18 protein-coding genes, 1 other RNA gene and 2 pseudogenes are annotated in these 24000 nt (G+C 72.8%); 19 read left to right on the top strand and 2 right to left on the bottom strand.

Features of this window, described 5'->3' with window-relative positions; translation table 11 throughout:
* Positions 1-43: 43 nt before the first annotated feature.
* The 12 genes from ftsX to J1792_RS02135 all read left to right on the top strand — a co-directional run bounded on the left by ftsX (position 44) and on the right by J1792_RS02135 (position 12221).
* Entirely contained in the window at positions 44-955 is a 912-nt protein-coding gene (gene ftsX / locus J1792_RS02190; RefSeq protein WP_086567846.1) for a permease-like cell division protein FtsX, read from the top strand.
* A 67-nt stretch (positions 956-1022) separates the two neighbouring features.
* Positions 1023-2273, top strand: a complete 1251-nt coding sequence (locus tag J1792_RS02185) for a S41 family peptidase (RefSeq protein WP_086567848.1) — start codon at positions 1023-1025, stop codon at positions 2271-2273.
* Positions 2274-2291: 18 nt separating this feature from the next.
* Entirely contained in the window at positions 2292-2795 is a 504-nt protein-coding gene (gene smpB, locus J1792_RS02180) for an SsrA-binding protein SmpB (RefSeq protein ID WP_086567849.1), read from the top strand.
* Positions 2796-2895: 100 nt separating this feature from the next.
* Positions 2896-3265: a transfer-messenger RNA gene (gene ssrA / locus J1792_RS02175) on the top strand.
* Between the two features lie 133 nt (positions 3266-3398).
* Positions 3399-4607: a hypothetical protein gene (locus J1792_RS02170; protein ID WP_086567851.1), complete on the top strand. Its 1209-nt coding sequence runs from the start codon at positions 3399-3401 to the stop codon at positions 4605-4607.
* Positions 4608-4716: 109 nt separating this feature from the next.
* Positions 4717-5289: a CGNR zinc finger domain-containing protein gene (locus tag J1792_RS02165; RefSeq protein ID WP_086567853.1), complete on the top strand. Its 573-nt coding sequence runs from the start codon at positions 4717-4719 to the stop codon at positions 5287-5289.
* Between the two features lie 107 nt (positions 5290-5396).
* Complete coding sequence (locus tag J1792_RS35670) at positions 5397-6008, top strand: hypothetical protein (protein ID WP_086567854.1); 612 nt, start codon at positions 5397-5399, stop codon at positions 6006-6008.
* Positions 6009-6068: 60 nt separating this feature from the next.
* Entirely contained in the window at positions 6069-6608 is a 540-nt protein-coding gene (locus J1792_RS02155) for a sigma-70 family RNA polymerase sigma factor (RefSeq protein ID WP_086567856.1), read from the top strand.
* Positions 6605-7369, top strand: coding sequence for a zf-HC2 domain-containing protein (locus tag J1792_RS02150; protein WP_086567857.1), 765 nt, complete (start codon positions 6605-6607; stop codon positions 7367-7369). The genes J1792_RS02155 and J1792_RS02150 overlap by 4 nt, the downstream gene beginning before the upstream one ends.
* Positions 7370-7529: 160 nt before the next feature.
* A complete protein-coding gene (locus J1792_RS02145; protein ID WP_179198812.1) occupies positions 7530-9818 on the top strand; it encodes a HelD family protein in 2289 nt (762 codons plus the stop codon).
* A gap of 399 nt (positions 9819-10217) precedes the next feature.
* A complete protein-coding gene (locus J1792_RS02140; RefSeq protein WP_207246576.1) occupies positions 10218-11651 on the top strand; it encodes an NAD-dependent malic enzyme in 1434 nt (477 codons plus the stop codon).
* 288 nt (positions 11652-11939) lie between these two features.
* Positions 11940-12221 carry an HU family DNA-binding protein gene (locus J1792_RS02135; protein WP_004951951.1) on the top strand — a complete coding sequence of 94 codons (282 nt, stop codon included), beginning with the start codon at positions 11940-11942 and terminating at the stop codon, positions 12219-12221.
* Positions 12222-12544: 323 nt separating this feature from the next.
* Here J1792_RS02135 and murA read toward each other — a convergent pair whose 3' ends face one another.
* Positions 12545-13885 (bottom strand): UDP-N-acetylglucosamine 1-carboxyvinyltransferase, encoded by a 1341-nt coding sequence (murA, locus tag J1792_RS02130; protein WP_207246575.1) that lies wholly within the window; start codon positions 13883-13885, stop codon positions 12545-12547.
* A gap of 261 nt (positions 13886-14146) precedes the next feature.
* Between murA and J1792_RS02125 the strand changes: the two genes are divergently transcribed.
* The 7 genes and pseudogenes from J1792_RS02125 to J1792_RS36155 form a co-directional block, all read left to right on the top strand.
* Complete coding sequence (locus tag J1792_RS02125) at positions 14147-14788, top strand: YqgE/AlgH family protein (protein WP_207246574.1); 642 nt, start codon at positions 14147-14149, stop codon at positions 14786-14788.
* Between the two features lie 30 nt (positions 14789-14818).
* The gene (locus tag J1792_RS02120) at positions 14819-15118 is read left to right on the top strand and encodes a DUF3039 domain-containing protein (RefSeq protein ID WP_207246573.1); all 300 of its coding nucleotides are present in this window, start codon (positions 14819-14821) and stop codon (positions 15116-15118) included.
* Between the two features lie 134 nt (positions 15119-15252).
* Entirely contained in the window at positions 15253-17025 is a 1773-nt protein-coding gene (locus tag J1792_RS02115; protein WP_207246572.1) for a beta-N-acetylhexosaminidase, read from the top strand.
* A gap of 323 nt (positions 17026-17348) precedes the next feature.
* Positions 17349-18093 (top strand): annotated as a pseudogene (locus tag J1792_RS02110) (FAD binding domain-containing protein).
* A complete protein-coding gene (locus tag J1792_RS02105) occupies positions 18090-20093 on the top strand; it encodes a 2Fe-2S iron-sulfur cluster-binding protein (protein ID WP_307842881.1) in 2004 nt (667 codons plus the stop codon). Before J1792_RS02110 ends, J1792_RS02105 begins: the two are co-directional and overlap by 4 nt.
* 23 nt (positions 20094-20116) lie before the next feature.
* Positions 20117-22474, top strand: a complete 2358-nt coding sequence (locus J1792_RS02100) for a xanthine dehydrogenase family protein molybdopterin-binding subunit (protein ID WP_242645584.1) — start codon at positions 20117-20119, stop codon at positions 22472-22474.
* 118 nt (positions 22475-22592) lie between these two features.
* Positions 22593-22895, top strand: a pseudogene (locus tag J1792_RS36155) (DUF2563 family protein); the annotation flags it as partial.
* Between the two features lie 368 nt (positions 22896-23263).
* Here J1792_RS36155 and J1792_RS02095 read toward each other — a convergent pair.
* Entirely contained in the window at positions 23264-23551 is a 288-nt protein-coding gene (locus J1792_RS02095) for a hypothetical protein (RefSeq protein WP_207246571.1), read from the bottom strand.
* Between the last annotated feature and the right edge of the window lie 449 nt (positions 23552-24000).

Raw genomic sequence — 24000 nt, 5'->3', positions numbered from 1 at the left:
ACGGCACTGTGGGCATTGACCCTGTAGGCATTGAAAGGACGCCATGCGCGCCCAGTTCGTCCTGTCGGAGATCGGCGTCGGTCTCCGCCGCAATCTCACGATGACCTTCGCGGTGATCGTCTCCGTCGCCCTGTCGCTCGCCCTGTTCGGGGGCTCCCTGCTCATGCGCGAGCAGGTCGGCACGATGAAGGGCTACTGGTACGACAAGGTCAACGTGTCGATCTACCTCTGCAACAAGAACGACGCCGAGACCCAGCCCGCCTGCGCCCGGGGCGCGGTCACCGAGGACCAGAAGAAGCAGATCAGGGCCGATCTGGAGCAGATGCCGATCGTCCAGAACGTTCAGTTCGAGACGACGGACGAGGCGTACAAGCACTACAAGGAGCAGTTCGGCAAGTCGCCGATCGCCTCCTTCCTCACCCCCGACCAGATGCAGGAGTCCTTCCGCGTCAAGCTCCGCGACCCCGCCAAGTATCAGGTCGTCTCCAGCGCCTTCGCCCAGCGCGCCGGGGTGCAGGAGGTGGAGGACCAGCGCAAGACGCTCGAGCCGCTGCTCAACCTCCTCAACGGCATGAACATCGCGGCCCTGGGCGTGATGGCGCTGATGCTGGTGGTCGCCCTGATGCTGATCGTGAACACGGTCCGGGTCTCGGCCTTCAGCCGCCGCCGAGAGACGGGGATCATGCGGCTGGTCGGCGCCTCCAGCTTCTACATCCAGATCCCGTTCATCATGGAGGCCGCGTTCGCCGGGCTGCTCGGCGCGGGCTTCGCATGCGTCCTGCTGGTGGGCGGCCAGTACTTCCTGGTGAACAACTGGCTGGTTCATCAGATCGACGTCATTCAGTTCATCGGATGGGACGCGGTACTGGCCAAGCTCCCGCTCGTGCTCGCGATCGGGCTGCTCATGCCCGCTCTGGCGGCCTTCGTGGCGCTGTGGAGATACCTCAAAGTGTGAGACGTGCCAAGGGCGTCGTACGGTCAACTCCCCATGCGGCGCCCCGCGGTGTCCTAGACTCACGCGCATGCCCGGCCCGACGATGTTCGCTCCGCAGTGCCGCGTGCGCCGTGGAGCGGCGCTGACACTGGTCTTCGCCGGTGTGCTGGCGGCGGGCGCCGCCGCCGGGGCGTTCGACGCGGACACCGACGACGGCCGGACTCCGGCGTACGGCGCCCCCGCGCGCACCGCCGCCCGGGCCGTGGACCGCAACGCCGTGGACCGCCGGGCCGTCGAGGCCGCCGCCGAGGCGGCCGCGCAGAACGGCCGGTCCGGCTCGGAGGCGGCCGCCGAGGTGGTCAGCCGCAGCGGCGACAGCTGGGGCGCGGTCTACAGCGCCCGCGAGTACGAGGGCTTCGCGCTCGCCCTGGACGGCGCGTACGTCGGCGTCGGCCTCACCATCCGGCGCACCCCGGACGGCCGGATGGAGGCGGGCGGCGTCGTGCCCGGCAGCCCCGCGGAGCACGCCGGCATCGCCTCCGGCGACCGCATCGTCGGCATCGACGGCACGGACGTCACCGGCCGCCCGGTCACCGAGGTGGTCTCCCTCCTGCGCGGCGACCGCCTCCGCGACGGCCGGTCCTCCTCGGCGGCCTGGGGCCGGCCGGACGGCGTCGGCACGTCCGTACGCCTGGAGCTGCGGCGCGGGGGGCGGCGGTGGGAGCGCACGCTGCGGCGGGAGCGGCTGGTCACCCGGAGCGTCGAGGTCGAGCGGATCGGTGACGGTGACGGCGCGGGGCCGCCCGCCACCCTGGTCAAGGTCGCCTCCTTCACCAAGGGCACCGGGGAGCGGGTCCGCGAGGCGGTGGCCGCGGCAGCGCCCGGCGAGGGCGTCGTGCTGGACCTGCGCGGCAACTCCGGCGGGCTGGTCACCGAGGCCGCCACCGCCGCCTCCGCCTTCCTCGACGGCGGTCTCGTCGCCACCTACGACGTCCACGGCCGCCAGCAGGCCCTGCGGGCGGAGCCGGGCGGGGACACCCGGCGGCCGCTGGTCGTCCTCGTCGACGGCGGCACCATGAGCGCCGCCGAGCTGCTGGCCGGGGCGCTGCAGGACCGCGGCCGGGCGGTCGTGGTGGGCTCGTGGACCTTCGGCAAGGGGTCCGTCCAGATGCCCAGCCGGCTGCCCGACGGCTCGGTCGCCGAGCTCACCGTCGGCCACTACCGCACCCCCGCCGGCCGCCGCGTGGACGGCGCCGGGATCGCCCCCGACCTGGCCGTGCGCGGCGACGCCGAGCAGCGGGCCCGCACAGTATTGGGTGGCCTCGGGGGTGGGTCCTAGTGCGAGAATGGCGACGCTATGACTAAGAAAGAGAAGACGGGTCGCAAACTGGTCGCGCAGAACAAGAAGGCGCGACACGATTACCACATTCTGGACACCTATGAATGCGGCATGGTGCTGACCGGCACCGAGGTGAAGTCGCTGCGCCAGGGTCGTTCCTCGCTGGTGGACGGCTTCGTGCAGATCGACGGCGGCGAGGCCTGGCTGCACCAGGCCCACATCCCCGAGTACGCCCAGGGCACGTGGACCAACCACAGCGCGCGCCGCAAGCGCAAGCTGCTGATGCACCGGGCGGAGATCGACAAGCTCGACTCGAAGTCGCAGGAGACGGGGCACACCATCGTGCCGCTCGCCATCTACTTCAAGGACGGCCGGGCCAAGGTCGAGATCGCCCTGGCCAAGGGCAAGAAGGAGTACGACAAGCGGCAGACGCTGCGCGAGAAGCAGGACACGCGCGAGTCGAACCGGGCGATCGCGGCCGCCCGCAGGCGTCAGCGCGCCCAGCAGGCCCAGCGGGGCTGACCCCTCCCGGGAATACGCTGGCACCCTCGTGCGTTGGTCACGTACGATGGGCGAACCGCACACCGGTTGGTAACCGGTGCGCAGCTTGAAAACACAACATGGGGATGATCGGTTTCGACAGCGGATGTCGAAGCAGGGGAAGCGTGTCGAGGAAGCGGCAATGATCTCGTAAACCATATGTCGCAACCAATAATCGCCAACACCAAGCGCGATTCCTTCGCCCTCGCTGCCTAAGTAGCGACTTGCGAAGTGTCAGCCCGGGGCTGTTCCCGACCCGGATCCTGGCATCAGCTAGGGAACTAAACCACTAGGTCCGGTCACGGGACCTGGTGGGAAATCAAACAGTGACTGGGCCTGTCGGAGACTTGTTCGCGTGATCTCCGGGGCCGAGAAAAGCGCAGCGAACTGCACACGGAGAAGCCCTGGTTCTGCACCGTTGGACGCGGGTTCGATTCCCGCCATCTCCACTCATCCCATGTTTCATGTGAGGCGAAGGCCCCACCGCCGAGAGGCGGTGGGGCCTTCGTCGTCTCCAACGGCCCTCCGGGAGCAACCGCCCGGCCCGGCCGGCCCTCTTACAGGAGGACCGAAGGGGGTGGCCGGGTGAACTGGACACGGACGGCGGTCGCCGTGCCGGCAGTCGTCGCGCTGTGGCTGGGCGCGGTCCCGGCCGCGTCGGCCGACGACGGACCGGGCGGGGTGCAGCTGCTGCTCAACGGCGCCTACGACAACCGCCCCGGCGAGCTGATCGACATCGATGTGCGGGGCGTACGGGGCCCCGGCGAGGTCACCGTCTCCTCGCCCGTCTTCCCCCGTCCCGTGCGCCTGGCCCCCTACACCCAGGACGGCGCCGGTCACCACGGGCGGCCCGCGATCTCGATGACCGTGGCGCCTGGTACGTACCCCCTCACCGTCCGGGCCGGCGGCAGGGCGGTGGCCAAGGAGCGGGTGGAGGTCAAGGCCGCGCGGCGGCCGGAGTTCCTGGCGGGCACACCGGGCGACGTGCTGCGGCCGGGGGAGCGGCTGGCCCTGTCCTTCGACGACCTCTACCCGGGGGAGCGGGGCGACGTCTTCACGGCGGCCTCGCCGGCCTTCGCAGCGAAGGTGCGGCTGACCCACGACCCGGCCGGCGGCCACTGGAACAACCCGCGGATGTTCACCGCGTTCGTCGCCCTGCCGACGGACGTCAAGGACGGCACGTACAAGGTCGCGCTCAGCGGCCCGGACGGGCGTCGGATCGACGAGAAGCCGCTCGAGGTCCGCGCGGCCCGCCCCGGCGACTCCGACTACGTGGGCAGGGCGCGGGGACCGGCGTTCTTCACCGCCTCCGGCCGGCCCGACGACGCCCGCCCGCACGGGCACCGGGTCCGGGCCGGCGGCAGCGTCAACGTGCTGTGGAGGGACGCCTCACCCGATCCGGGGGAGGAGGAACGGCTGATGGCGACCTCGCCCGCCTTCGAGCGGCCCGTGCCGCTGCGGCGCGACGACAGCAAGGCCGGGGACGGCGACGACCCCCGCTACTACGGCCCGGCCCGCGTCCGCGCGGGCCTGGAGGCCGGCCGCTACCCCGTCACCGTCATCAGCCACCACGGACGGGTCAAGCGCACGGGCCACCTCGTCGTCACCGGCCACGCCGCCTCCGCGGCCGCCTCCGGTCCCGGCGACGACGGCCCGGACCGCACCCTGCTGATCACGGCCATGAGCGCGGGCCTCGCGGCGGCGGTCGCCGCGACGGGCGTCGCCCTGCTGCGGCGCCGCAGCAGGGCCGGAGGATGGCGGCGCGAGCACGCCGAGGGGCCCGCGCGGAGCTGACCGGCCCGGGGGTTTTCGAGGCCGGCCGGCCGGGGCACCCTGAGGTGCGGCAGCTCGGGCGGGGCCGGGAACGCGGCGCCGCCGAGGGACTCGTGGAAAGGGGACGCGCATGGCGTCGGCAGCGGCCTCCTACGACCTGCGCTTCGACGCCGGGAGGCTGTGCCTCGACCTGGTCGCCACGGCCGAGCCGGTGGAGCGGCTGGACAGCCCCCGGCGATTACGGGCCTGGCTGCTCGGCGTGGGCCTGGTGCCGCCGGGCACCCCGCTCGACGCCGTGGACGCGGCGTGGCTGGCGCGTTTCCAGGCGGCCCGCGGCCTGCTGCACCGCGTCGTGCACGCCGAGATCGACGGCCGGGCCGCCGACCCCGACCTGGAGCGCGTCAACGCCCTCGCGGTCACCGCGCCGCCCGCACCGGTCGTCGTGCGGAGCGCCGACGGCGACCTCGTACGCGCCGTCACCGGAACCCCCGACTGCGGCGCCCTGGTGGGGCAGATCGCCCGGGACGCCGTGCAGCTGCTCACCGATCCGGCGGAGCGGAACCGGCTGCGCCGGTGCGAGGGGGAGGGCTGCCCGCTGGTCTACCTCGACACCTCGCGGGGGCGGCGCCGGCGCTGGTGCTCCAGCGAAGTGTGCGGCAACCGCGAGCGGGTGGCCCGCCACCGGGCGATGAAGCGCCGGTAGGCCACCGGCGGAGATTTCCCGCCCCGGAGGTGAACACGGCGGCCCACGCGTGCGTACTCATGGCCGGAAGGGGCTCTCGGCCCGCACCCGCACACCAAGGGGACGTCATGACGGCACACGCGCGGAGGACCGCACGCATCGGCCTGTTCGCGGTCGGCGGGGCGGTGGCACTCGCGCTCACCGCGACGGGCTGCGGAGCGGGCGACTCCTCGTACGGCGGGAGCGACAAGAGCACGCCGGGCCCGCAGCAGGAACAACCGAAGGAACAGCCGCAGCAGCCCGACGCCGGCGCCGCCGGCCTGACCACGGCCCAGGACCCGAAGCTGGGCACCGTCGTCACCGACACCAAGGGCTTCACCCTCTATCGCTTCGACAAGGACACGGCCAAGCCCTCCGCCTCCCACTGCGAGGGCGACTGCGCCGCCGCCTGGCCGCCCGTGACGGCCGCCGACCAGGTCTCCCTCAAGGGCGTCGACAAGAGCCTCGTGGCCACCGTCACCCGCGCCGACGGCTCCAAGCAGCTGACGCTCGGCGGCTGGCCGCTCTACCGGTTCGCCAAGGACGCCAAGCCCGGCGACACCAAGGGCCAGGGCGTCGGAGGCACCTGGTTCGCCGCCGGGCCGCAGGGCAAGAAGGCGCAGGCCCCCGCCAAGGCCCCGGCCGGTGACTCCGGCTCCACCGGCGGCACGTCCGGCGGAACCGGCGGTTACGGCTACTGACGGCAGAGGGAAGCCGCGCCCCGGGAATCCCGGACCGCGCTCTCGACCGAGGGGGATGGCTTGCGCAAGGATGCCGCCGTGGCTGACAGGACGCGTCCCGACGAGGACCTGATGCGGTCGCTCTACGAGGAGCACGCCGGCCCTCTGCTGGCCTTCGTGCTGCGCCTGGTGGCAGGCGACCGCCAGCGGGCGGAGGACGTCGTCCAGGAGACGCTGCTGCGCGCCTGGCGCAACGCCGACCAGCTGCGCGGATCCGCAGGCTCCGTACGGCCGTGGCTGGTGACCGTCGCCCGGCGCATCGTCATCGACAACCACCGCAGCCGGCAGTCCCGCCCCCGCGAGGTCGATCCCGGCCCCCTGGAGCTGATCCCCGCGGCCGACGAGATCGACCGGGCGCTGCGCCTGATGACCATCTCCGACGCGCTCGGCGACCTGTCCGAAGCCCACCGAGAGGCCTTGATCGAGACCTACTTCAAAGGACGTACGGTGAGCGAGGCAGCACAGGCGCTGGGCGTACCGGCCGGGACCGTCCGGTCCCGCGTCTTCTACGCGCTGCGCTCCCTGAAGCTCTCGCTCGAGGAACGAGGAGTGACGGCATGAACGGGCCGGCACCGGACCATGAGCACCCGCGCCGGGACGACGGGCACACCGCCGTCGGCCCCTACGCCCTCGGCGTCCTCGACGAGGCCGACGCCGCCCGCTTCGAGGAACACCTCGCCGAGTGCCCCCGGTGCGCCGCCGAGCTCGACGACCTGATGGGCCTCACCCCCTTCCTCGCCGAGTTCAAGGAGTCGTCCCCCGACCCCGGCCTCCTCACCGTCCGGCCCCGCCCCGAGCTGCTGGACCGGGCGCTCGACGACGTCACCGCCACCCGCCGGGCTCGGCGCGTCCGCCGGCTGTGCCTGGCTGCCGCGGCCGCCGCGCTGATCGTCGCCGGGCCGTTCGCCGGCGCCGCGCTCACCGCACGGGACGTCCCCGACCACAGCGGCGTCAGCGCGGCCAAGCAGATGTACGAAGAAGGCGACAAGATCGGCGCCGTCGATCCCGTCACCAAGGTCGACGCGACCGTCTCGCTGCAGAACAAGCCCTGGGGCACCCATGTGGCGCTCCGGCTGGGCAACGTCAAGGGCCCCCTGACCTGCGACCTCGTCGCCGTCGGCAGGAACGGCCAGGAGCAGACCGTCACCACCTGGGCCGTCCCCGCCTCCGGATACGGCATGGACAAGGGGGACGGCTCCCCGGCCAAGTGGGGCGCCGAGCCGCTCTACACCCACGGCGGCGCCGCGTTCGAACGCGCCGACATCGCCCGTTTCGAGGTCCGCACCCTCGACGGAAAGCACCTCGCGACGGTCAGGATGTGATTCGTCAACAGGCAACAGTCGTGGCAAACCCCTCATGTCATGACAGGTGCGGTCGGCACCCTTGTTCGCGTACGGTTGACGGCTGCCCTACGCACAGCAGAAGGGGGCCTGGGTGGCCGCGCAGAACGCCACACACGCGCACGTGGCGACAGGACCGGCGATGGAACCCGACGGGGTCCGCGACCGTGAGATCGGTGCCGAACAGCACCATCTGGACCGGGTGTACCGGCGCCTGGAGGAGAAGATCCACGAGGCGGAGTTCCTCATGGACGACGCCGCCAAACGAGGCCAGGTCGGCACGCCGGGCGCGCTCGCCGAGCGGGACGCGCAGGTGTTCCGCGCGGGGGTGCACCTCAACCGGCTGAACAACGAGTTCGAGGACTTCCTCTTCGGCCGGATCGACCTCCTCCTCGGCAAGGACGGCAAGAAGGGCCCCGACGGCGCCTACACCTCCGTCGAGCCCGCCGACGACGCCGTGTGCGAGGACCGCGCCGAGATCGCCGAGACGCTGCACATCGGCCGCATCGGCGTGCTCGACGCCGACTACTCCCCGCTGGTCATCGACTGGCGTGCGCCCGCCGCCGCGCCCTTCTACCGCGCCACCCCGGTGGCGCCCGGCCGGGTCGTACGCCGCCGCGTCATCCGCTCCAAGGGCCGCAAGGTCCTCGGCGTCGAGGACGACCTGCTGCGCCCCGAGCTGACCACGACGCTGGACGGCAGCGCCCTGCCGGTGGTCGGCGACGGCGCGCTGATGGCCGCCCTGGGCCAGGCCCGCAGCCACACCATGCGCGACATCGTCTCGTCCATCCAGGCCGAGCAGGACATGGTCATCCGCGCCCCCGCCGCCTCCGTGACCGAGGTCGAGGGCGGCCCCGGCACCGGCAAGACCGCCGTGGCCCTGCACCGCGCCGCCTACCTCCTCTACCAGGACCGCAGGCGCTACGCGGGCGGCATCCTCGTCGTCTCCCCGACCCCGCTGCTGGTCGCCTACACCGAGGGCGTGCTGCCCTCCCTGGGCGAGGAGGGCCAGGTCGCCATCCGCGCCGTCGGCTCCCTCGTCGACGGCGCCGAGGCCGACACGTACGACGAGCCGGCCGTCGCCCGCGTCAAGGGCTCCTCCCGCATGCTCAAGGTGCTGCGCAAGGCGGTTCGGGGCGCCCTGGAGGTCCCCGCCGGGGGCACGGGCACCCCGGACCGGCTGCGCGTGGTCGCCTTCGGCGCCCGCGTGGAGCTGGAGGCCGACGACCTCCGGCGCATCCGCGAGTCGGCCCTGGGCGGCACCGCGCCGGTCAACCTGCTGCGGCCGCGCGCGCGGCGGCTGATCCTCGACGCCCTCTGGTCGAGGGCCGGCGGCCCCCGGCGCTACACCGACCCCGAGCTGGCGGCCGAGGCCCGTTCGGCGTTCGACGAGGACGTCACCACCGAGGACTCCTTCATCGACTTCCTCGAGGCCTGGTGGCCCGAGCTCACCCCGCGCCGGGTGCTGGCCTGTATGGCCGACGAGCGCCGCCTCTCGCGCTGGGCGCGCCGGGTGCTCAACCCCCGCGAGGTCCGTCAGCTGGCCCGGTCGCTGGGCCGCCTGGACGGTCAGGGCCGGGGCCCGCTGTCGGTGCACGACGTGGCGCTGCTGGACGAGCTGGAGACGCTGCTGGGCGTGCCGCACCGGCCCAGGAAGCCGCGCGAGGCGGACCCGCTGGACCAGCTCACGGGGCTGGAGGAACTCATGCCCCAGCGCGGCGAGTCGCGCCGTGAGCGGGCCGAGCGGCTGGCGCAGGAGCGCCGGGACTACGCGCACGTCATCGTCGACGAGGCGCAGGACCTCACCCCGATGCAGTGGCGCATGGTCGGCCGCCGCGGCCGCCACGCGACGTGGACGATCGTCGGCGACGCCGCCCAGTCCTCCTGGTCCGCCCCGGACGAGGCGGCCGAGGCCCGCGACGAGGCGCTGGGCGCCCGTCCGCGCCGCCGCTTCCGGCTGACGGTGAACTACCGCAACCCCGCGGAGATCGCCGAGCTGGCGGCGAAGGTGCTGGCCCTGGCCATGCCGGGCATGGAGTCGCCCTCGGCCGTCCGTTCCACCGGCGTCGTGCCCCGCTTCGCCGTGGCGGGCGCCGACCTGGGCGCGTCCGTACGGGACGAGGCGCTGCACCTGCTGGCGGACGTGGAGGGCACCGTCGGCGTGGTCGTGCCGATGGGCCGCCGCGCCGAGGCGCGCGGCTGGCTGGCCGGTCTCGGCGACCGGGTGGTGGTGCTGGGCAGCCTGGAGGCCAAGGGCCTGGAGTACGACGCCACGATCGTGGTCACGCCCGCCGAGATCGCCGACGAGTCGCCGGCCGGACTGCGCGTGCTGTACGTGGCGCTGACCCGCGCCACGCAGCGGCTGACGGTGCTGTCGGGGGAGCGGGACGATCCGGACGAGTTGGGTGTGCCGGACCTGCTGCGGGACTGACGGCGAGGGAGGTGGGGCGGCGTCGACAGGCTGACGCCGTCCGACCGGAATTGACGTGCCCTAAATGGAAGACGCCCTACCGGAATGACTTCCGGGAGCGGTTTGTTAGCCTGGGTACGGCACCGGCTCGATCCAAGCCCCCGGGCCCAACCTTAGTCGCTTCGAGCGACCACTTGCCGCGAGGCGAGCATGGCGGGTCGGTGTCACAGACGTCCCGTACGGGCGTCCCTCTCCATCGGAGGGGGACGCCCGTTCGGCGTTTTCGGCCTTCTCGTATCTTGGAAGGCCCCTTCCGGTATGCGGCGCTGGTTACCGCGTACTGGCCGGTAGGTGGGACGATCAGGCATCGCGCATCACTGAGCGCGGCAAACGAAACAGGGAAAGCAGAGGAAAGCGGCCATGGCAACGGCGCCTAGCGTCTCGTACTCGATGACGGTCCGACTCGAGGTCCCCGCGGGCGGGACCGCGGTCAGCCAGCTCACCACGGCCGTCGAGTCCTCCGGCGGCTCCGTGACCGGCCTCGACGTGACCGCCTCCGGCCACGAGAAGCTCCGGATCGACGTCACCATGGCGACCACGTCCACCGAGCACGCCGACGAGATCGTGGAGAAGCTCCGCGGCATCGAGGGCGTCGTCCTGGGCAAGGTCTCCGACCGTACGTTCCTGATGCATCTCGGCGGCAAGATCGAGATGGCGTCCAAGCACCCCATCCGCAACCGTGACGACCTCTCCATGGTCTACACCCCCGGCGTGGCCCGTGTGTGCATGGCGATCGCGGAGAACCCCGAGGACGCCCGCCGTCTGACCATCAAGCGCAACTCGGTGGCCGTGGTCACCGACGGCTCCGCCGTGCTGGGCCTGGGTAACATCGGCCCCAAGGCCGCGCTGCCGGTCATGGAGGGCAAGGCGGCCCTCTTCAAGCGCTTCGCCGGCATCGACGCCTGGCCGATCTGCCTGGACACCCAGGACTCCGACGCCATCGTCGAGATCGTCAAGGCCATCGCCCCCGGCTTCGCGGGCATCAACCTCGAGGACATCTCCGCCCCCCGCTGCTTCGAGATCGAGGCCCGGCTGCGCGAGGCCCTGGACATCCCCGTCTTCCACGACGACCAGCACGGCACCGCCATCGTCGTCCTCGCCGCGTTGACCAACGCGCTGCGCGTGGTCGGCAAGGGCATCGGCGACGTACGGGTCGTCATGTCCGGTGCGGGCGCGGCCGGCACGGCCATCCTGAAGCTGCTGACCGCCGCCGGCGTCAAGCACGCCGTCGTCGCCGACATCCACGGCGTCGTCCACGCCGGCCGCAAGGACCTCGTCTCGGCCGACCCCGAGTCCGCGCTGCGGTGGATCGCCGACAACACCAACCCCGAGGGCATGACCGGCACCCTCAAGGAGGCCGTGCGCGGCGCCGACGTCTTCATCGGCGTCTCGGCCCCCAACGTCCTGGGCGGCGAGGACGTGGCCGCCATGGCGGACGACGCCATCGTCTTCGCGCTCGCCAACCCCGACCCCGAGGTCGACCCGGCCATCGCCCGCCAGACCGCTGCCGTGGTCGCCACCGGCCGCTCCGACTTCCCCAACCAGATCAACAACGTCCTGGTCTTCCCCGGCGTCTTCCGCGGCCTGCTGGACGCCCAGTCCCGCACGGTCAACACCGACATGATGCTCGCCGCCGCCCGCGCCCTCGCCGACGTCGTCGCCGGCGACGAACTCAACGCCAACTACATCATCCCCAGCGTCTTCAACGACAAGGTCGCCGGGGCCGTCGCCGGTGCCGTGCGGGAGGCCGCCAAGGCCGCCGGAGCGGCTGTGACGGCCGCCACGACGGCCTGACGACGGCGCGTCGAGTGGCGCGGGGCTCCTTGAGCCCCCATAAGGTGTCGGGCAGACATCCGGGGCCGCAGAAATGCGCCCGCATCCGAGGCTGTGACGCTGGCCGTGGCGCTTTCCGTGTGACTCTCCAGGGTGCCGGATTGGCTTTCCCGCCACTGGTGGGGGCAGGATGCGTAACCAGGCGCGAGGGTCTGGCATACGGACCCGGGTCCGGGGACTGTCCGAGGGCCCTGGCAGCATCGGCTTCGATCTCACGCCTCATTGGCAAGAAGAACACGGGAGTACAACATGAACCGCAGTGAGCTGGTGGCCGCTCTGGCCGACCGTGCCGAGGTGACCCGCAAGGACGCCGACGCCGTTCTGGCCGCGCTCGCCGAGACCGTCGGCGAGGTCGTCGCCAAGGGCGACGAGAAGGTCACCATCCCCGGCTTCCTGACCTTCGAGCGCACCCACCGTGCCGCTCGGACCGCGCGCAACCCGCAGACGGGCGAGCCGATCCAGATCGCTGCCGGTTACAGCGTGAAGGTCTCCGCGGGCTCGAAGCTCAAGGAAGCCGCGAAGGGCAAGTAAGCCTCGGGCGCCGCGTCAAGCGTCGCAAGGGCGGCCACCCCGGTCCGGGGTGGCCGCCCTTTTGGCGTTCGTGAGGGCCTGTCAGCCCCGTGAGCGGCCTCGGAACGCGAAGAAGCCCGTACGGACCTTCGAAGGTCTGTACGGGCTTCACGCGGCCTTACGGGGCGTCAGGCGCCGGGCGGGCCGCTTCGGGCGCCTTACGGGACGTCAGGCGCCCTGCGGGCTCAGGCTCCCGGGCGCTCCACGTTCGCGCCGAGGACCTTCAACTTCTCCATGCTGTGCTTGCCCGGGGGATGACCCCCGGACCCCCAGCCCGGCATGGGTCAGCCGGCGGAGACGCCCGGGCGCTCCACGTTCGCACCCAGCACCTTGAGCTTCTCCATGAAGTTCTCGTAGCCGCGGTTGATGAGCTCGATGCCGTGGACACGGGACGTGCCCTCGGCCGCGAGGGCGGCGATCAGGTAGGAGAAGCCGCCGCGCAGGTCGGGGATGACCAGGTCGGCGCCCTGCAGCTTCGTCGGGCCGGAGACGACCGCGGAGTGCAGGAAGTTGCGCTGGCCGAAGCGGCAGGCGGAGCCGCCCAGGCACTCGCGGTAGAGCTGGATGTGGGCGCCCATCTGGTTCAGGGCGGAGGTGAAGCCCAGACGGGACTCGTAGACCGTCTCGTGGACGATGGACAGGCCGGAGGCCTGCGTCAGCGCCACGACCAGCGGCTGCTGCCAGTCGGTCTGGAAACCGGGGGCGACGTCCGTCTCCAGCGCGATGGCGTTGAGCGGGCCGCCGGGGTGCCAGAAGCGGATGCCCTCGTCGTCGATCTCGAAGGCGCCGCCGACCTTGCGGTAGGTGTTGAGGAACGCGACCATCGAGCGCTGCTGGGCGCCGCGGACGTAGATGTTGCCCTTGGTGGCCAGGGCCGCCGAGGCCCAGGAGGCGGCCTCGAGGCGGTCGGGCAGGGCGCGGTGGTTGTAGCCGTCCAGCTTGTCCACACCGGTGATGCGGATGGTGCGGTCGGTGTCCATCGCGATGATCGCGCCCATCTTCTGCAGAACGCAGATGAGGTCTTCGATCTCCGGCTCGACGGCCGCGTTGGACAGCTCGGTGACGCCCTCGGCGAGGACGGCGGTGAGCAGGACCTGCTCGGTGGCGCCGACCGAGGGGTAGGGCAGACGGATCTTGGTGCCCCGCAGGCGCTGCGGCGCCTCCAGGTACTGGCCGCCCTCGCGCTTCTCGATCGTGGCGCCGAACTGGCGCAGGACCTCGAAGTGGAAGTCGATCGGCCGGCCGCCGATGTCGCAGCCGCCGAGGCCGGGTATGAACGCGTGGCCGAGGCGGTGCAGGAGCGGGCCGCACAGCAGGATCGGGATGCGCGACGAACCGGCGTGGGCGTCGATGTCCGCGACGTTGGCGCTCTCGACGTACGTGGGGTCGAGGACCAGCTCGCCGGGCTCGTCGCCGGGGCGCACGGTCACACCGTGGAGCTGGAGCAGGCCGCGCACGACGCGCACGTCACGGATGTCCGGGACGTTGCGCAGACGGCTGGGGCCGTGGCCGAGCAGGGCGGCGACCATGGCCTTGGGCACGAGGTTCTTCGCGCCGCGGACGCGGATCTCTCCCTCGAGCGGGGTGCCGCCGTGGACAAGCAGGACATCGTCAGGGCCGGTCATGGATCTCGCGTTCCTGGAGTTGGGCAGGGGGCAAGAAGAAAGGGTAATGCGACCGGAGCCCCTTTCGGCCGCCCCGAGGGCGCTCAGGGCACGCAATGGTTTTGTCACAACACTCTGCGTTTATGGAATGGTCGCTACCGGTTATCGCGACGTCGCATTCCGGTCATATGCGCGGGCGCTGCTCTCGTACGCCCCCTTCCCGCCCCCGACGGTCGTCCCCGTCCACTCCCCTCCGGCCCCGAAATGCGGGATCATGTGGCCATGACCGAGGTGTCCTCGCTCACAGGGCGGCTGCTCGTCGCGACGCCCGCGCTGTCGGACCCGAACTTCGACCGCGCGGTGGTGCTGCTGCTCGACCACGACGAGGAGGGCTCCCTCGGCGTGGTCCTCAACCGGCCGACCCCCGTCGACGTCGGCGACATCCTCCAGCCCTGGGCCGCGCTGACCGGGGAGCCCGGGGTGGTCTTCCAGGGCGGCCCCGTCTCGCTGGACTCGGCGCTGGGCGTGGGCGTGGTGCCGGGGGAGCAGCACGACCAGGACGACCGGCACGCCGCCCCCGCGGCGGGGGACGGGCCCCTGGCGCCCCCCAGGACGCGCCCGGGGCGCGCGGACCCCATCGGGTGGCGCCGGGTGCACGGGGCGATCGGCCTGGTCGACCTGGAGGCCCCGCCGGAGCTGCTGGCCGCCGAGCTGGGCTCGCTGCGCATCTTCGCGGGCTACTCCGGCTGGGGCCCCGGCCAGCTGGAGCAGGAGCTCGTCGAGGGCGCCTGGTACGTGGTCGAGTCCGAGCCCGGCGACGTGTCGTCCCCCGACCCGCGGCAGCTGTGGCGGGCCGTTCTGCGGCGTCAGCGCAACGAACTGGCGATGGTCGCCACCTATCCGGACGACCCGAGCCTCAACTGACGGGGCCCGGCCCCAGTACCCTTGGAGACCATGAGCACTCTCGAGCCCGAGCGCGGGGCAGGTACCGGCACCCTCGTAGAGCCGACACCGCAGGTGTCGCACGGCGACGGCGACCATGAGCGCTACGCCCACTACGTCCAGAAGGACAAGATCATGGAGAGCGCGCTCTCCGGTTCTCCGGTGGTGGCGCTGTGCGGCAAGGTCTGGGTTCCCGGGCGCGACCCGAAGAAGTACCCGGTCTGTCCCATGTGCAAGGAGATCTTCGACGGCATGGGCGCCGGCGGCGACGGCAAGGGCGGCAAGGACGGCAAGGGCGGCGACAAGAAGTAGCTCCCGTTCCACCCACCTCAGGCTTTTCCACGGCTCCTGGGAGGCGCGCACGCGCCTCCGGGAGCCGTTCGTCTTCGCCGGGCCGCGCACGCGCCCTCGGCGGCTCCCGGCGCCCGCGCACGGAGGAGTGACGCATGGCCGATCCGCTGACAGCTCCGTCGACCGGTCTGTCGACCGGTCCCCCGGCCGCTCCACCCCCGCTCCCGGACCTGATCCCTGCCCCGCGCCGGATGCGGGGCGCGCCGCCCGGGGCCGTGTACGCACCCGGCGAGGACGGCGGCGTGGTCCTCGACGAGGACACCGTGCTCGAGGCGCGGCCCGGAACCGAGGACGTGGCGCGCTGGCTGCGCGCGACCGTCGGCGCGGCGACGGGCCTGCCGCTCGCGCCCCCGGGCCCGGCTCGGCCGGACGGCGCGGATCCCGGCGCGGGGCGCGGAGTGCGCGTCGTGCTGAGCGTCGACGCGGCCGTCGGGCGGGAGCTCGGCTCCGAGGGGTACCGACTCGTCGTCGACGCCCACACCGTGCGCGTCGCCGGGGGCGGGGCCGCCGGGGTCTTCTGGGCGGCGCAGACCCTCCGTCAGCTGCTCGGCCCGGAGGCGTTCCGGCGCGCGCCGGTGTCCCCGCGCCGCGCGTGGACCGTGCCCCGCGTCGTCGTCGAGGACGCCCCGCGCTTCCGCTGGCGCGGGGTCCTCCTCGACGTCGCCCGGCACTTCATGCCCAAGGACGGCCTATTGCGCCAGATCGACCTGCTCGCCGCCCACAAGCTGAACGTCCTGCACCTGCACCTGACCGACGATCAGGGCTGGCGCGTGGAGATCGAGCGCTACCCGAGGCTGACGGAGACCGGCGCCTGGCGGGCGCGCACCCGGACCGGGCACGGCGCGTCCGCGCTGTGGGACGAGCGGCCGCACGGCGGTTACTACACGAAGGACGATCTTCGCGAGATCGTCGCGTACGCGGCCGGACGGCACGTCACCGTCGTGCCCGAGATCGACATTCCGGGCCACTCGCAGGCCGCCATCGCCGCGTACCCCGAACTGGGCAACACCGACGTCATCGACACCACCACCCTCTCCGTCCGCGACACCTGGGGCATCAGCGAGAACGTACTCGCCCCCACTGACAACACCCTGGCCTTCTACGAGAACGTGCTGGCCGAGGTCCTCGAGCTCTTCCCCTCGCCCTTCGTCCACATCGGCGGCGACGAGTGCCCCAAGGACCAGTGGAAGGCGTCACCGGCCGCGCGGGCGCGGCGGGAGGCGGAGGGGCTGGCGGACGAGGACGAGCTGCAGAGCTGGTTCGTCCGGCACTTCGACCGCTGGCTCGCCGGCCGGGGCCGGCGGCTCATCGGCTGGGACGAGATCCTCGAGGGCGGCCTGCTGGACGGCGGCCTGTCGCCCGGGGCCGCGGTCTCCTCCTGGCGCGGCCGCGCGGGCGGCGTCGCCGCGGCCCGTGCCGGGCACGACGTCGTCATGTGCCCCCAGGAACAGGTCTATCTCGACCACCGGCAGGCGCCGGGCGACGACGAGCCCGTCCCCATCGGCTACGTCCGCACCCTGGAGGACGTCTACCGCTTCGAGCCGGTACCGGCGGAGCTGACGGAGGCGGAGGCCGGCCGGGTGCTCGGGGCGCAGGCCAACATCTGGACCGAGGTGATGGAGAACCAGCAGCGCGTCGACTACCAGGCGTTCCCGCGGCTGGCCGCCTTCGCGGAGGCGGTGTGGTCCGACCTCCCGCCGCCCGCCGTCCGCGACTACCCGGGCTTCGAGCGGCGGATGACCGCCGCGCACTACGCCCGGCTCGACGCCCTGGGCGTCGACTACCGCCCGCCCGGCGGCCCGCGCCCCTGGCAGCGCCGGCCCGGCGTGCTCGGACGTCCGATCGAGGGTGCGCCCCCGATCGTGTGAGGCGCGGCGGAAGGTGACGAACCGTGGGGCGGCCCCTGGCACGGTGGTCGTTCACACACTGCCGTAAGTCGTACAAGGGTCACCGAAGCATGGCAATACGCAGGCAATACGCACAGATTGCCCAGAGTGCTCATGAGGGAGAGAGCTCCCGAATCCGGACTTTTCCTGCCTCCATCCCGAGTGAGGGCAGTCCGGCGGTTCGTGGACCCTCGCGACGGCGCACCCGGAAGATGTGCCAGAGTTGCCACGTCCGGGCCGACAGCACGTACCGTACGGCGAGACCTGGCGGAACAGTCGGGACCTCCGGGGAAGGGGCAGCTGGGTTGACCACGCACGCACCGCAGGCGGCGCACACGGTGACGTTGCCGGGCTCGCTCGACGAAGCCGTGGCGGCGCTGGCCGCCATGCCCACGGCCGTGCCCGTGGCGGGCGGCACGGACCTGATGGCCGCCGTCAACTCCGGGCTGCTCCGGCCCGCCGCAGATCCGCAACGCCGGCACCCTCGGCGGCAACATCGCCTCCGCCGCCCCCACCGGCGACGCGCTGCCCGTGCTCGCCGCGCTGGAGGCCTCGCTCGTCATCGCGGGGCCCGGCGGCGAACGCCGCGAGATGCCCATCGGCCGGCTGCTGGCCGGCCTGGACATGCTGCGGCCGGGCGAGCTCATCGGGTACGTGCGCGTGCCGCTGCTGCACGCCCCGCAGACCTTCCTCAAGGCCACCGGCCGTACGGGCCCCAGCCGCGCCATCGCGTCCGTGGCCGTCGTCCTGGACCCCGCGCGGCGCAGCGTGCGGTGCGCGGTGGGCGCGGTGGCGCCGATGCCGCTGCGGCCGTTCGACGCGGAGCGCTGGGTCTCCTCGATCATCGACTGGGACGGGGAGCGCACGCTCGCCCCGGACGTCCTCGCGGCGTTCGGCGACTACGTCGCCACCGCGTGCATCCCCGACCCGCCCCCCGCACAGTCCGCCCTCGACGGCACCGAGCCGGGTACCCTGCCGCCGGCCGTCCTGCATCTCCGTCGTACGGTGTCGACTCTGGCCCGCCGAGCTCTGGGGAGGGCACTCGCGTGAGTGACGAACAGCAGCGACACCCCCATGCGTCCGCCGCGGGCGGCTGGCAGCCCATTCCCCGAGGCGGGGAACTGGACGCCGAAGGCACGACCTTCGTGCAGCTCCCGCCGGAGCTCCTCGCCCACCCCGGCACGGGCGCCGGAGCCGGCGCGCAGGCATCCTGGGGACCGCTCGCGGCACCCGGCACGGGCTACGCCCCCCCGGTGGCCGACACGTGGCAGCAGCCCGTGGCCGCGCCCGTCCCGGTCGCGCACGGCGGGCAGCACGGCGGTCAGTGGGACGCGCCGGCGTACGAGGCCCCCTACGGCCACGCGGGCGTGCCCGCCGACTCCGCGCCGGGCGGCGCCGACGACGGCGGTGCCGCCGACCCGCACGCCACGGAGCAGTGGCCCATGCCGTTCGCGGCCGAGGACGGCCAGGGCGGGCAGGCGGGGCACGAGGTCCAGTTCGGTCATGACCTCCAGTTCGGTCACGACGGCCAGGCCGACCCGTTCGGTCACGAGGCCCAGGCCGGCCAGTTCGGTCACGACGGCCAGGCCGGCCAGTTCGGTCACGACGGCCAGGCGGGCCAGTTCGGCCACGACGGCCAGGCGAGCCACGGTGGCCAGATCGGTCACGACGTTCCGTTCGGTCATGACGTCCAGGGCGGCTATGAGGCCCAGGCCGGCCATGGCGGCCAGCCGGGCCGGCCGGGCCAGTTCGGTCACGACGGCCAGATGGGCCACGACGTCCAGGCCGACCCGTTCGGTCACGACGTCCAGGCCGGTCACGACATCCAGGCGGGTCGGTTCGGTCACGACGTTCCGTTCGGGCATGAGGTTCCGCCCGGTCACGGAGGCGTTCCGGCGGCCGATCCCGCGGTGACGGGCCAGTGGTCCGTGCCTGCCGCCGGCGACGACTCGGTGGACGAGTCGGGGGAGTACCCCCTGCGCGAGGCGGGCCTGGAGGCGCGCCACGAGTACGCCGCGCCCGTCGGCGAGGTCACCGGTGCGGGCGACGATCCGACCGGAGAGTGGACGACGGCCGCGCGCGCGGAGGCGCCGACGGAAGGCGATCCCGCCCCCGAGTCGCCCGAGCCCCCGCTCGACCACGCCGCACCCGACGCCACGTCCCCCGACCACGCCGCGCCGGCGGCACCCGAGGCCGCCACTCCGGCACCCGAGCCCGTGGCCGAGCCGACGGCGGAGCCCGTGGCCGAGCCCGAGCCCGAGGCCGTCCAGGCGCCCGCCGCCGAGGCACCGGCCGTCGCGCCGGAGGCCGTGGCCGAGCCCGTGCCCGTACCGGAGCAGTACGCCGGGCCGGAGGCGTACGCCGCGGCCGGGGCGCAGCCGGAACCGCCGCTGGAAGCGCAGCCGGAGCCGCAGCCCGAGGCGCTGCTCCAGCCGCACAACGAACACCCGTGCGCCTCGTACGTCCTGCACGTCAACGGCACCGACCGTCCCGTCACGGACGCCTGGATCGGCGAGTCCCTGCTGTACGTCCTGCGCGAGCGCCTCGGCCTCGCCGGCGCCAAGGACGGCTGCTCGCAGGGCGAGTGCGGCGCCTGCTCCGTCCAGGTCGACGGCCGGCTCGTCGCCTCCTGCCTGGTGCCCGCCGCGACCACGGCGGGCTCGGAGATCCGTACGGTCGAGGGCCTGGCGCAGCACGGGCAGCCGTCCGACGTGCAGCGGGCGCTCGCCGAGTGCGGGGCCGTGCAGTGCGGCTTCTGCGTCCCCGGCCTCGCCATGACCGTGCACGACCTGCTCGAGGGCAACCACGCCCCCACCGAGATGGAGACCCGCCAGGCCATCTGCGGCAACCTCTGCCGCTGCTCCGGCTACCGCGGCGTGCTGCAGGCCGTGCGCCAGGTCGTCGACGAGCGCGCCGAAGCGGCCGCCGCTCTGGAGGAGACCCAGCAGCAGCAGCCGGACGCGGCCACGACGGACATCCCGCACCAGGCGGGCCCGTACGGCCCGTACGGCGACGGCAGCGACAGCGGTGACGGAAGGGCGATGGCATGACGGGAATGGGCGGGACCGCCGGAATGGGCGGCCTCGGGGGCACGACGGGCGCGGGAGACATCCCGGCGTCCGTCACCACCGCCACCCTCGTGCCGCCCGCCGTCCCCGAGGGCCCGCCGCGCGGCATCGGCGTCTCCCTCCCGGCCGCCGACGCGCTCGCCAAGGCGCAGGGCACCTTCCCGTACGCGGCCGACCTGTGGGCCGAGGGCCTGCTGTGGGCCGCCGTGCTGCGCTCACCCCACCCGCGCGCCCGCATCGTCTCCGTCGACACCACCACCGCCGCGACGATGCCGGGCGTCCGGGCCGTCGTGACGCACGCCGACGTGCCCGGTGATGCCGCCCACGGCCGGGGCGTCGCCGACCGGCCCGTCTTCGCGTCCGACACCGTCCGCTACCACGGCGAGCCGATCGCCGCCGTAGCCGCCGACCACCCCGACACCGCCCGCCTCGCCGCCGCGGCCATCGCCGTCGAGTACGAGGTGCTCGAGCCGGTCACCGACCCCGAGGCGGCCTTCGCCGCCGAGCCGCTGCACCCCGACGGCAATCTGATCCGTCACATCCCGCTGCGCTTCGGCGACCCGGACGCCGTCGGCGAGGTGATCGTCGAAGGCCTGTACCGCATCGGCCGCCAGGACCCCGCCCCCATCGGCGCCGAGGCCGGCCTGGCCGTACCCCGCCCGGACGGCGGCGTGGAGATCTACACCGCCTCCACCGATCCCCACTACGACCGCGACCTCGCGGCCGCCTGCTTCGCACTGGAGCCCGAGCGCGTCAAGGTCGTCGTCACGGGCGTCCCCGGCGCGATGGGCGACCGCGAGGACGTCGGCACCCAGATCGCGCTCGGCCTGCTGGCCCTGCGCACGGGCCACCCGGTCAAGCTCGCGGCCACCCGCGAGGAGTCCTTCCTCAGCCACGTCCACCGCCACCCCACCCTGCTGCGCTACCGCCACCACGCGGACGCCGACGGCAAGCTGGTGAAGGTCGAGGCCCAGATCCTGCTGGACGCGGGCGCCTACGCCGACTACTCCTCGGAGGCCCTGGCCGCGGCCGTGTCCTTCGCCTGCGGCCCGTACGTCGTCCCGCACGCCTTCGTCGAGGGCTGGGCCGTACGCACCAACAACCCCCCCTCCGGCCATGTGCGCGGCGAAGGCGCCATGCAGGTGTGCGCCGCGTACGAGGGCCAGATGGACAAGCTCGCGGCGAAGCTCGGCCTCGACCCGGCCGAGCTGCGCATGCGCAACGTCATGGCGACCGGCGACCTGCTGCCCACCGGCCAGACCGTCACCTGCCCGGCCCCCGTCGCCGAACTCCTGCGCGCGGTCCGCGACTACCCGCTCCCCGACCTCCCCCAGGACGACCCCGAGGACGACTGGCTGCTGCCCGGCGGCCCCGACGGCGCCGGCGAGCCGGGCGCGGTACGGCGCGGCGTCGGCTACGGCCTGGGCATGGTCCACATGCTCGGCGCGGAGGGCGCGGACGAGGTCTCCACGGCCACGGTGAAGGTCAGCGGCTCGGTCGCCACGGTCATCTGCGCGGCGGTCGAGACCGGCCAGGGCTTCACCACCCTGGCCCGCCAGATCGTCCAGGAGATCCTCGGCATCGAGGAGGTCCACGTCGCCCCCGTCGACACCGACCAGCCCCCGTCCGGCCCGGCCGCCCACGGCCGCCACACCTGGGTCTCGGGCGGTGCCGTGGAGCGTGCGGCGCGCATGGTGCGCACCCAGCTGCTGCAGCCGCTGGCCCACCAGTTCGGCATGTCCACGGAGCTGCTGACGATCGCCGACGGCAAGATCACGTCCTATGACGGCGTGCTCAGCACGACGGTCGACGAGGCCCTCGACGGCAAGGAACTCTGGGCCACCGCCCAGTGCCGCCCGCACCCCACCGAGCCCCTCGACGACACCGGCCAGGGCGACGCCTTCGTCGGCATGGCCTTCTGCGCCGTGCGGGCGGTCGTCGACGTCGACGTCGAGCTCGGCTCCGTGCGCGTGGTCGAGATGGCCGTCGCCCAGGACGTCGGCCGCGTCCTCAACCCGGCCCAGGCCCGCACCCGCATCGAGGCGGGCGTCACCCAGGGCGTCGGCGCGGCCCTCACGGAGAACCTCCGCACGAGCGGCGGCCAGGTCCGCCGCCCGGATCTGACCGGCTACTCCCTCCCCACGGCCATGGACGCGCCCGAGGTGCACATCGTCAAGCTGGTCGAGGAGCGCGACGTCGTCGCCCCCTTCGGCGCCAAGGCGATCAGCGCCGTCCCCGTCGTCACCTCGCCGGCCGCCGTGGCGGGCGCCGTACGGGCCGCCACGGGCCGCCCCGTCAACCGCCTGCCGATCCGCCCCCAGACGGCCGCGGCGGCTGTGACCGCCGTGACGCAGGAGGTTTGAGTACCCGTACTCAGGTGGATGTCATTCCCCGTCAGTAATCTGTGACAGGTTGCGACATGTGACGGGGGATGACACGAGGGGTGGGACGGACGTGAGTGCCGGGTCGGCGGCTGCCGGAATGTACGCGGAGCTCGAGTCACTGAAGATCTTCCGGGGGAAGCTGGAGGGCATCCTCGCCTCCCTCCCGGGCACGGAGGCGGACCCGAAGCTCGTCGCGGACAACCATTTGACGGTGGCCCAGCTGGGTGTAGGTTTCCCCGAGGCCGACTCGCTGCACGGCGCCTACAACGACATCCACGGCCAGCTCAAGACGCTGGTCTCCCTCCTGAACGACCAGATCGAGGCCCTCAGCACGGCCACCCACGCCGCCCGCGTCGGCTACGCCAACGTCGACGAGGACCTGCGCGCACGAATGGCCGCGATCCAGGCCAGGACCCTGGCCCTCTACGACCCGAGACTCGACCCCACGCCCCGAAGACGCCCCCCCAGGCTCCCCTGCGGCCCGCCCGAAGGACACCACCGAGGGGAGCGTCGGATGACGGCATCGACACCGTCGACACCATGGTCACCGGGTGGGTGCGGGTGCGGGTGCGGGTGCGGGTGTGGGGTGAGCCCGATCCTGCCGAAGCCGGCCAGTGGTCTGATCATCGCGTCGGATTTCGAGTCGAAGTCGCATGACGAGTTGTATGCGATGGTCGAGCACGCGGATGTGGAGCGTACGACGTTGGTGGCGGCTCGGCTGTCTTCGGCTGCGGCGTTGCTCGCGTTGTTGGGTGATGAGCTCAAGGGTCATGTGTCGCAGGTGCGGTGGGAGGGTGAGGCGGGCGAGGCCTTCCGTGTGTGGGGTGCGGACATGGCCAATGCGACGTTGCGGCTGGGTGAGCTGAGTGGCAGTGCGGGTGAGTGGATGGCGCATGCGGCGTCGACGCTGTCGAGGGTGAAGTCGGCGATGCCGAAGCCGTCGGCGGCGCGGGCGACGCTGGATGCGTACCGGCAGGGGAATCCGGAGCGGGTGGGGCAGGTGCCCTCGCCGCTCGTCACGGACCAGTCGGGGGGCCTGCGGACGTCGGGGCCCACGCAGCGTCAGGCGTATGAGGCCCAGCAGGCCCCTGCGGAGGCGGCGCGCCTGATGCGCCAGCTTGCGGAGTCGTACGCGTGGTCGGCGCATCAGCTGTCGGTGGCGCCGCGGCCTACGTTCCGGCCGATGCCGCCGCTATTTCCTGATGACCGAGACCGTCATCAGGAGTATTTGCCGCTCCCTGAAGCCCAGAACGGAAGGGGAGCTGACAGCAGTTCACGAGGGACGGCCGGTCTGCCGGGAAGCCTGCCAGGCATTTCCCATCCAGCGAACGGGAGTTCCACTGTTGCAGGACCGGCTGAGCTTCCTGGAACGCGTCCGATCCCGTTGGAGGTCGCGGGAGGCGCGACGATTCCGCAGCTTCCGAGCCTGCCCTCCGGAGGACCTGCGGATCCTCCATTTTCTGGAGGTGGCGGTGCGGATCGTCACCCTCTCCCGCCTGCCGCGG

Origin of the sequence: Streptomyces triculaminicus, assembly GCF_017349075.1 — a bacterium.
GTDB lineage: Bacteria > Actinomycetota > Actinomycetes > Streptomycetales > Streptomycetaceae > Streptomyces > Streptomyces triculaminicus.
Note: the sequence above shows the minus strand (reverse complement) of the source record. Positions and strands in the feature narration are given on the sequence as shown.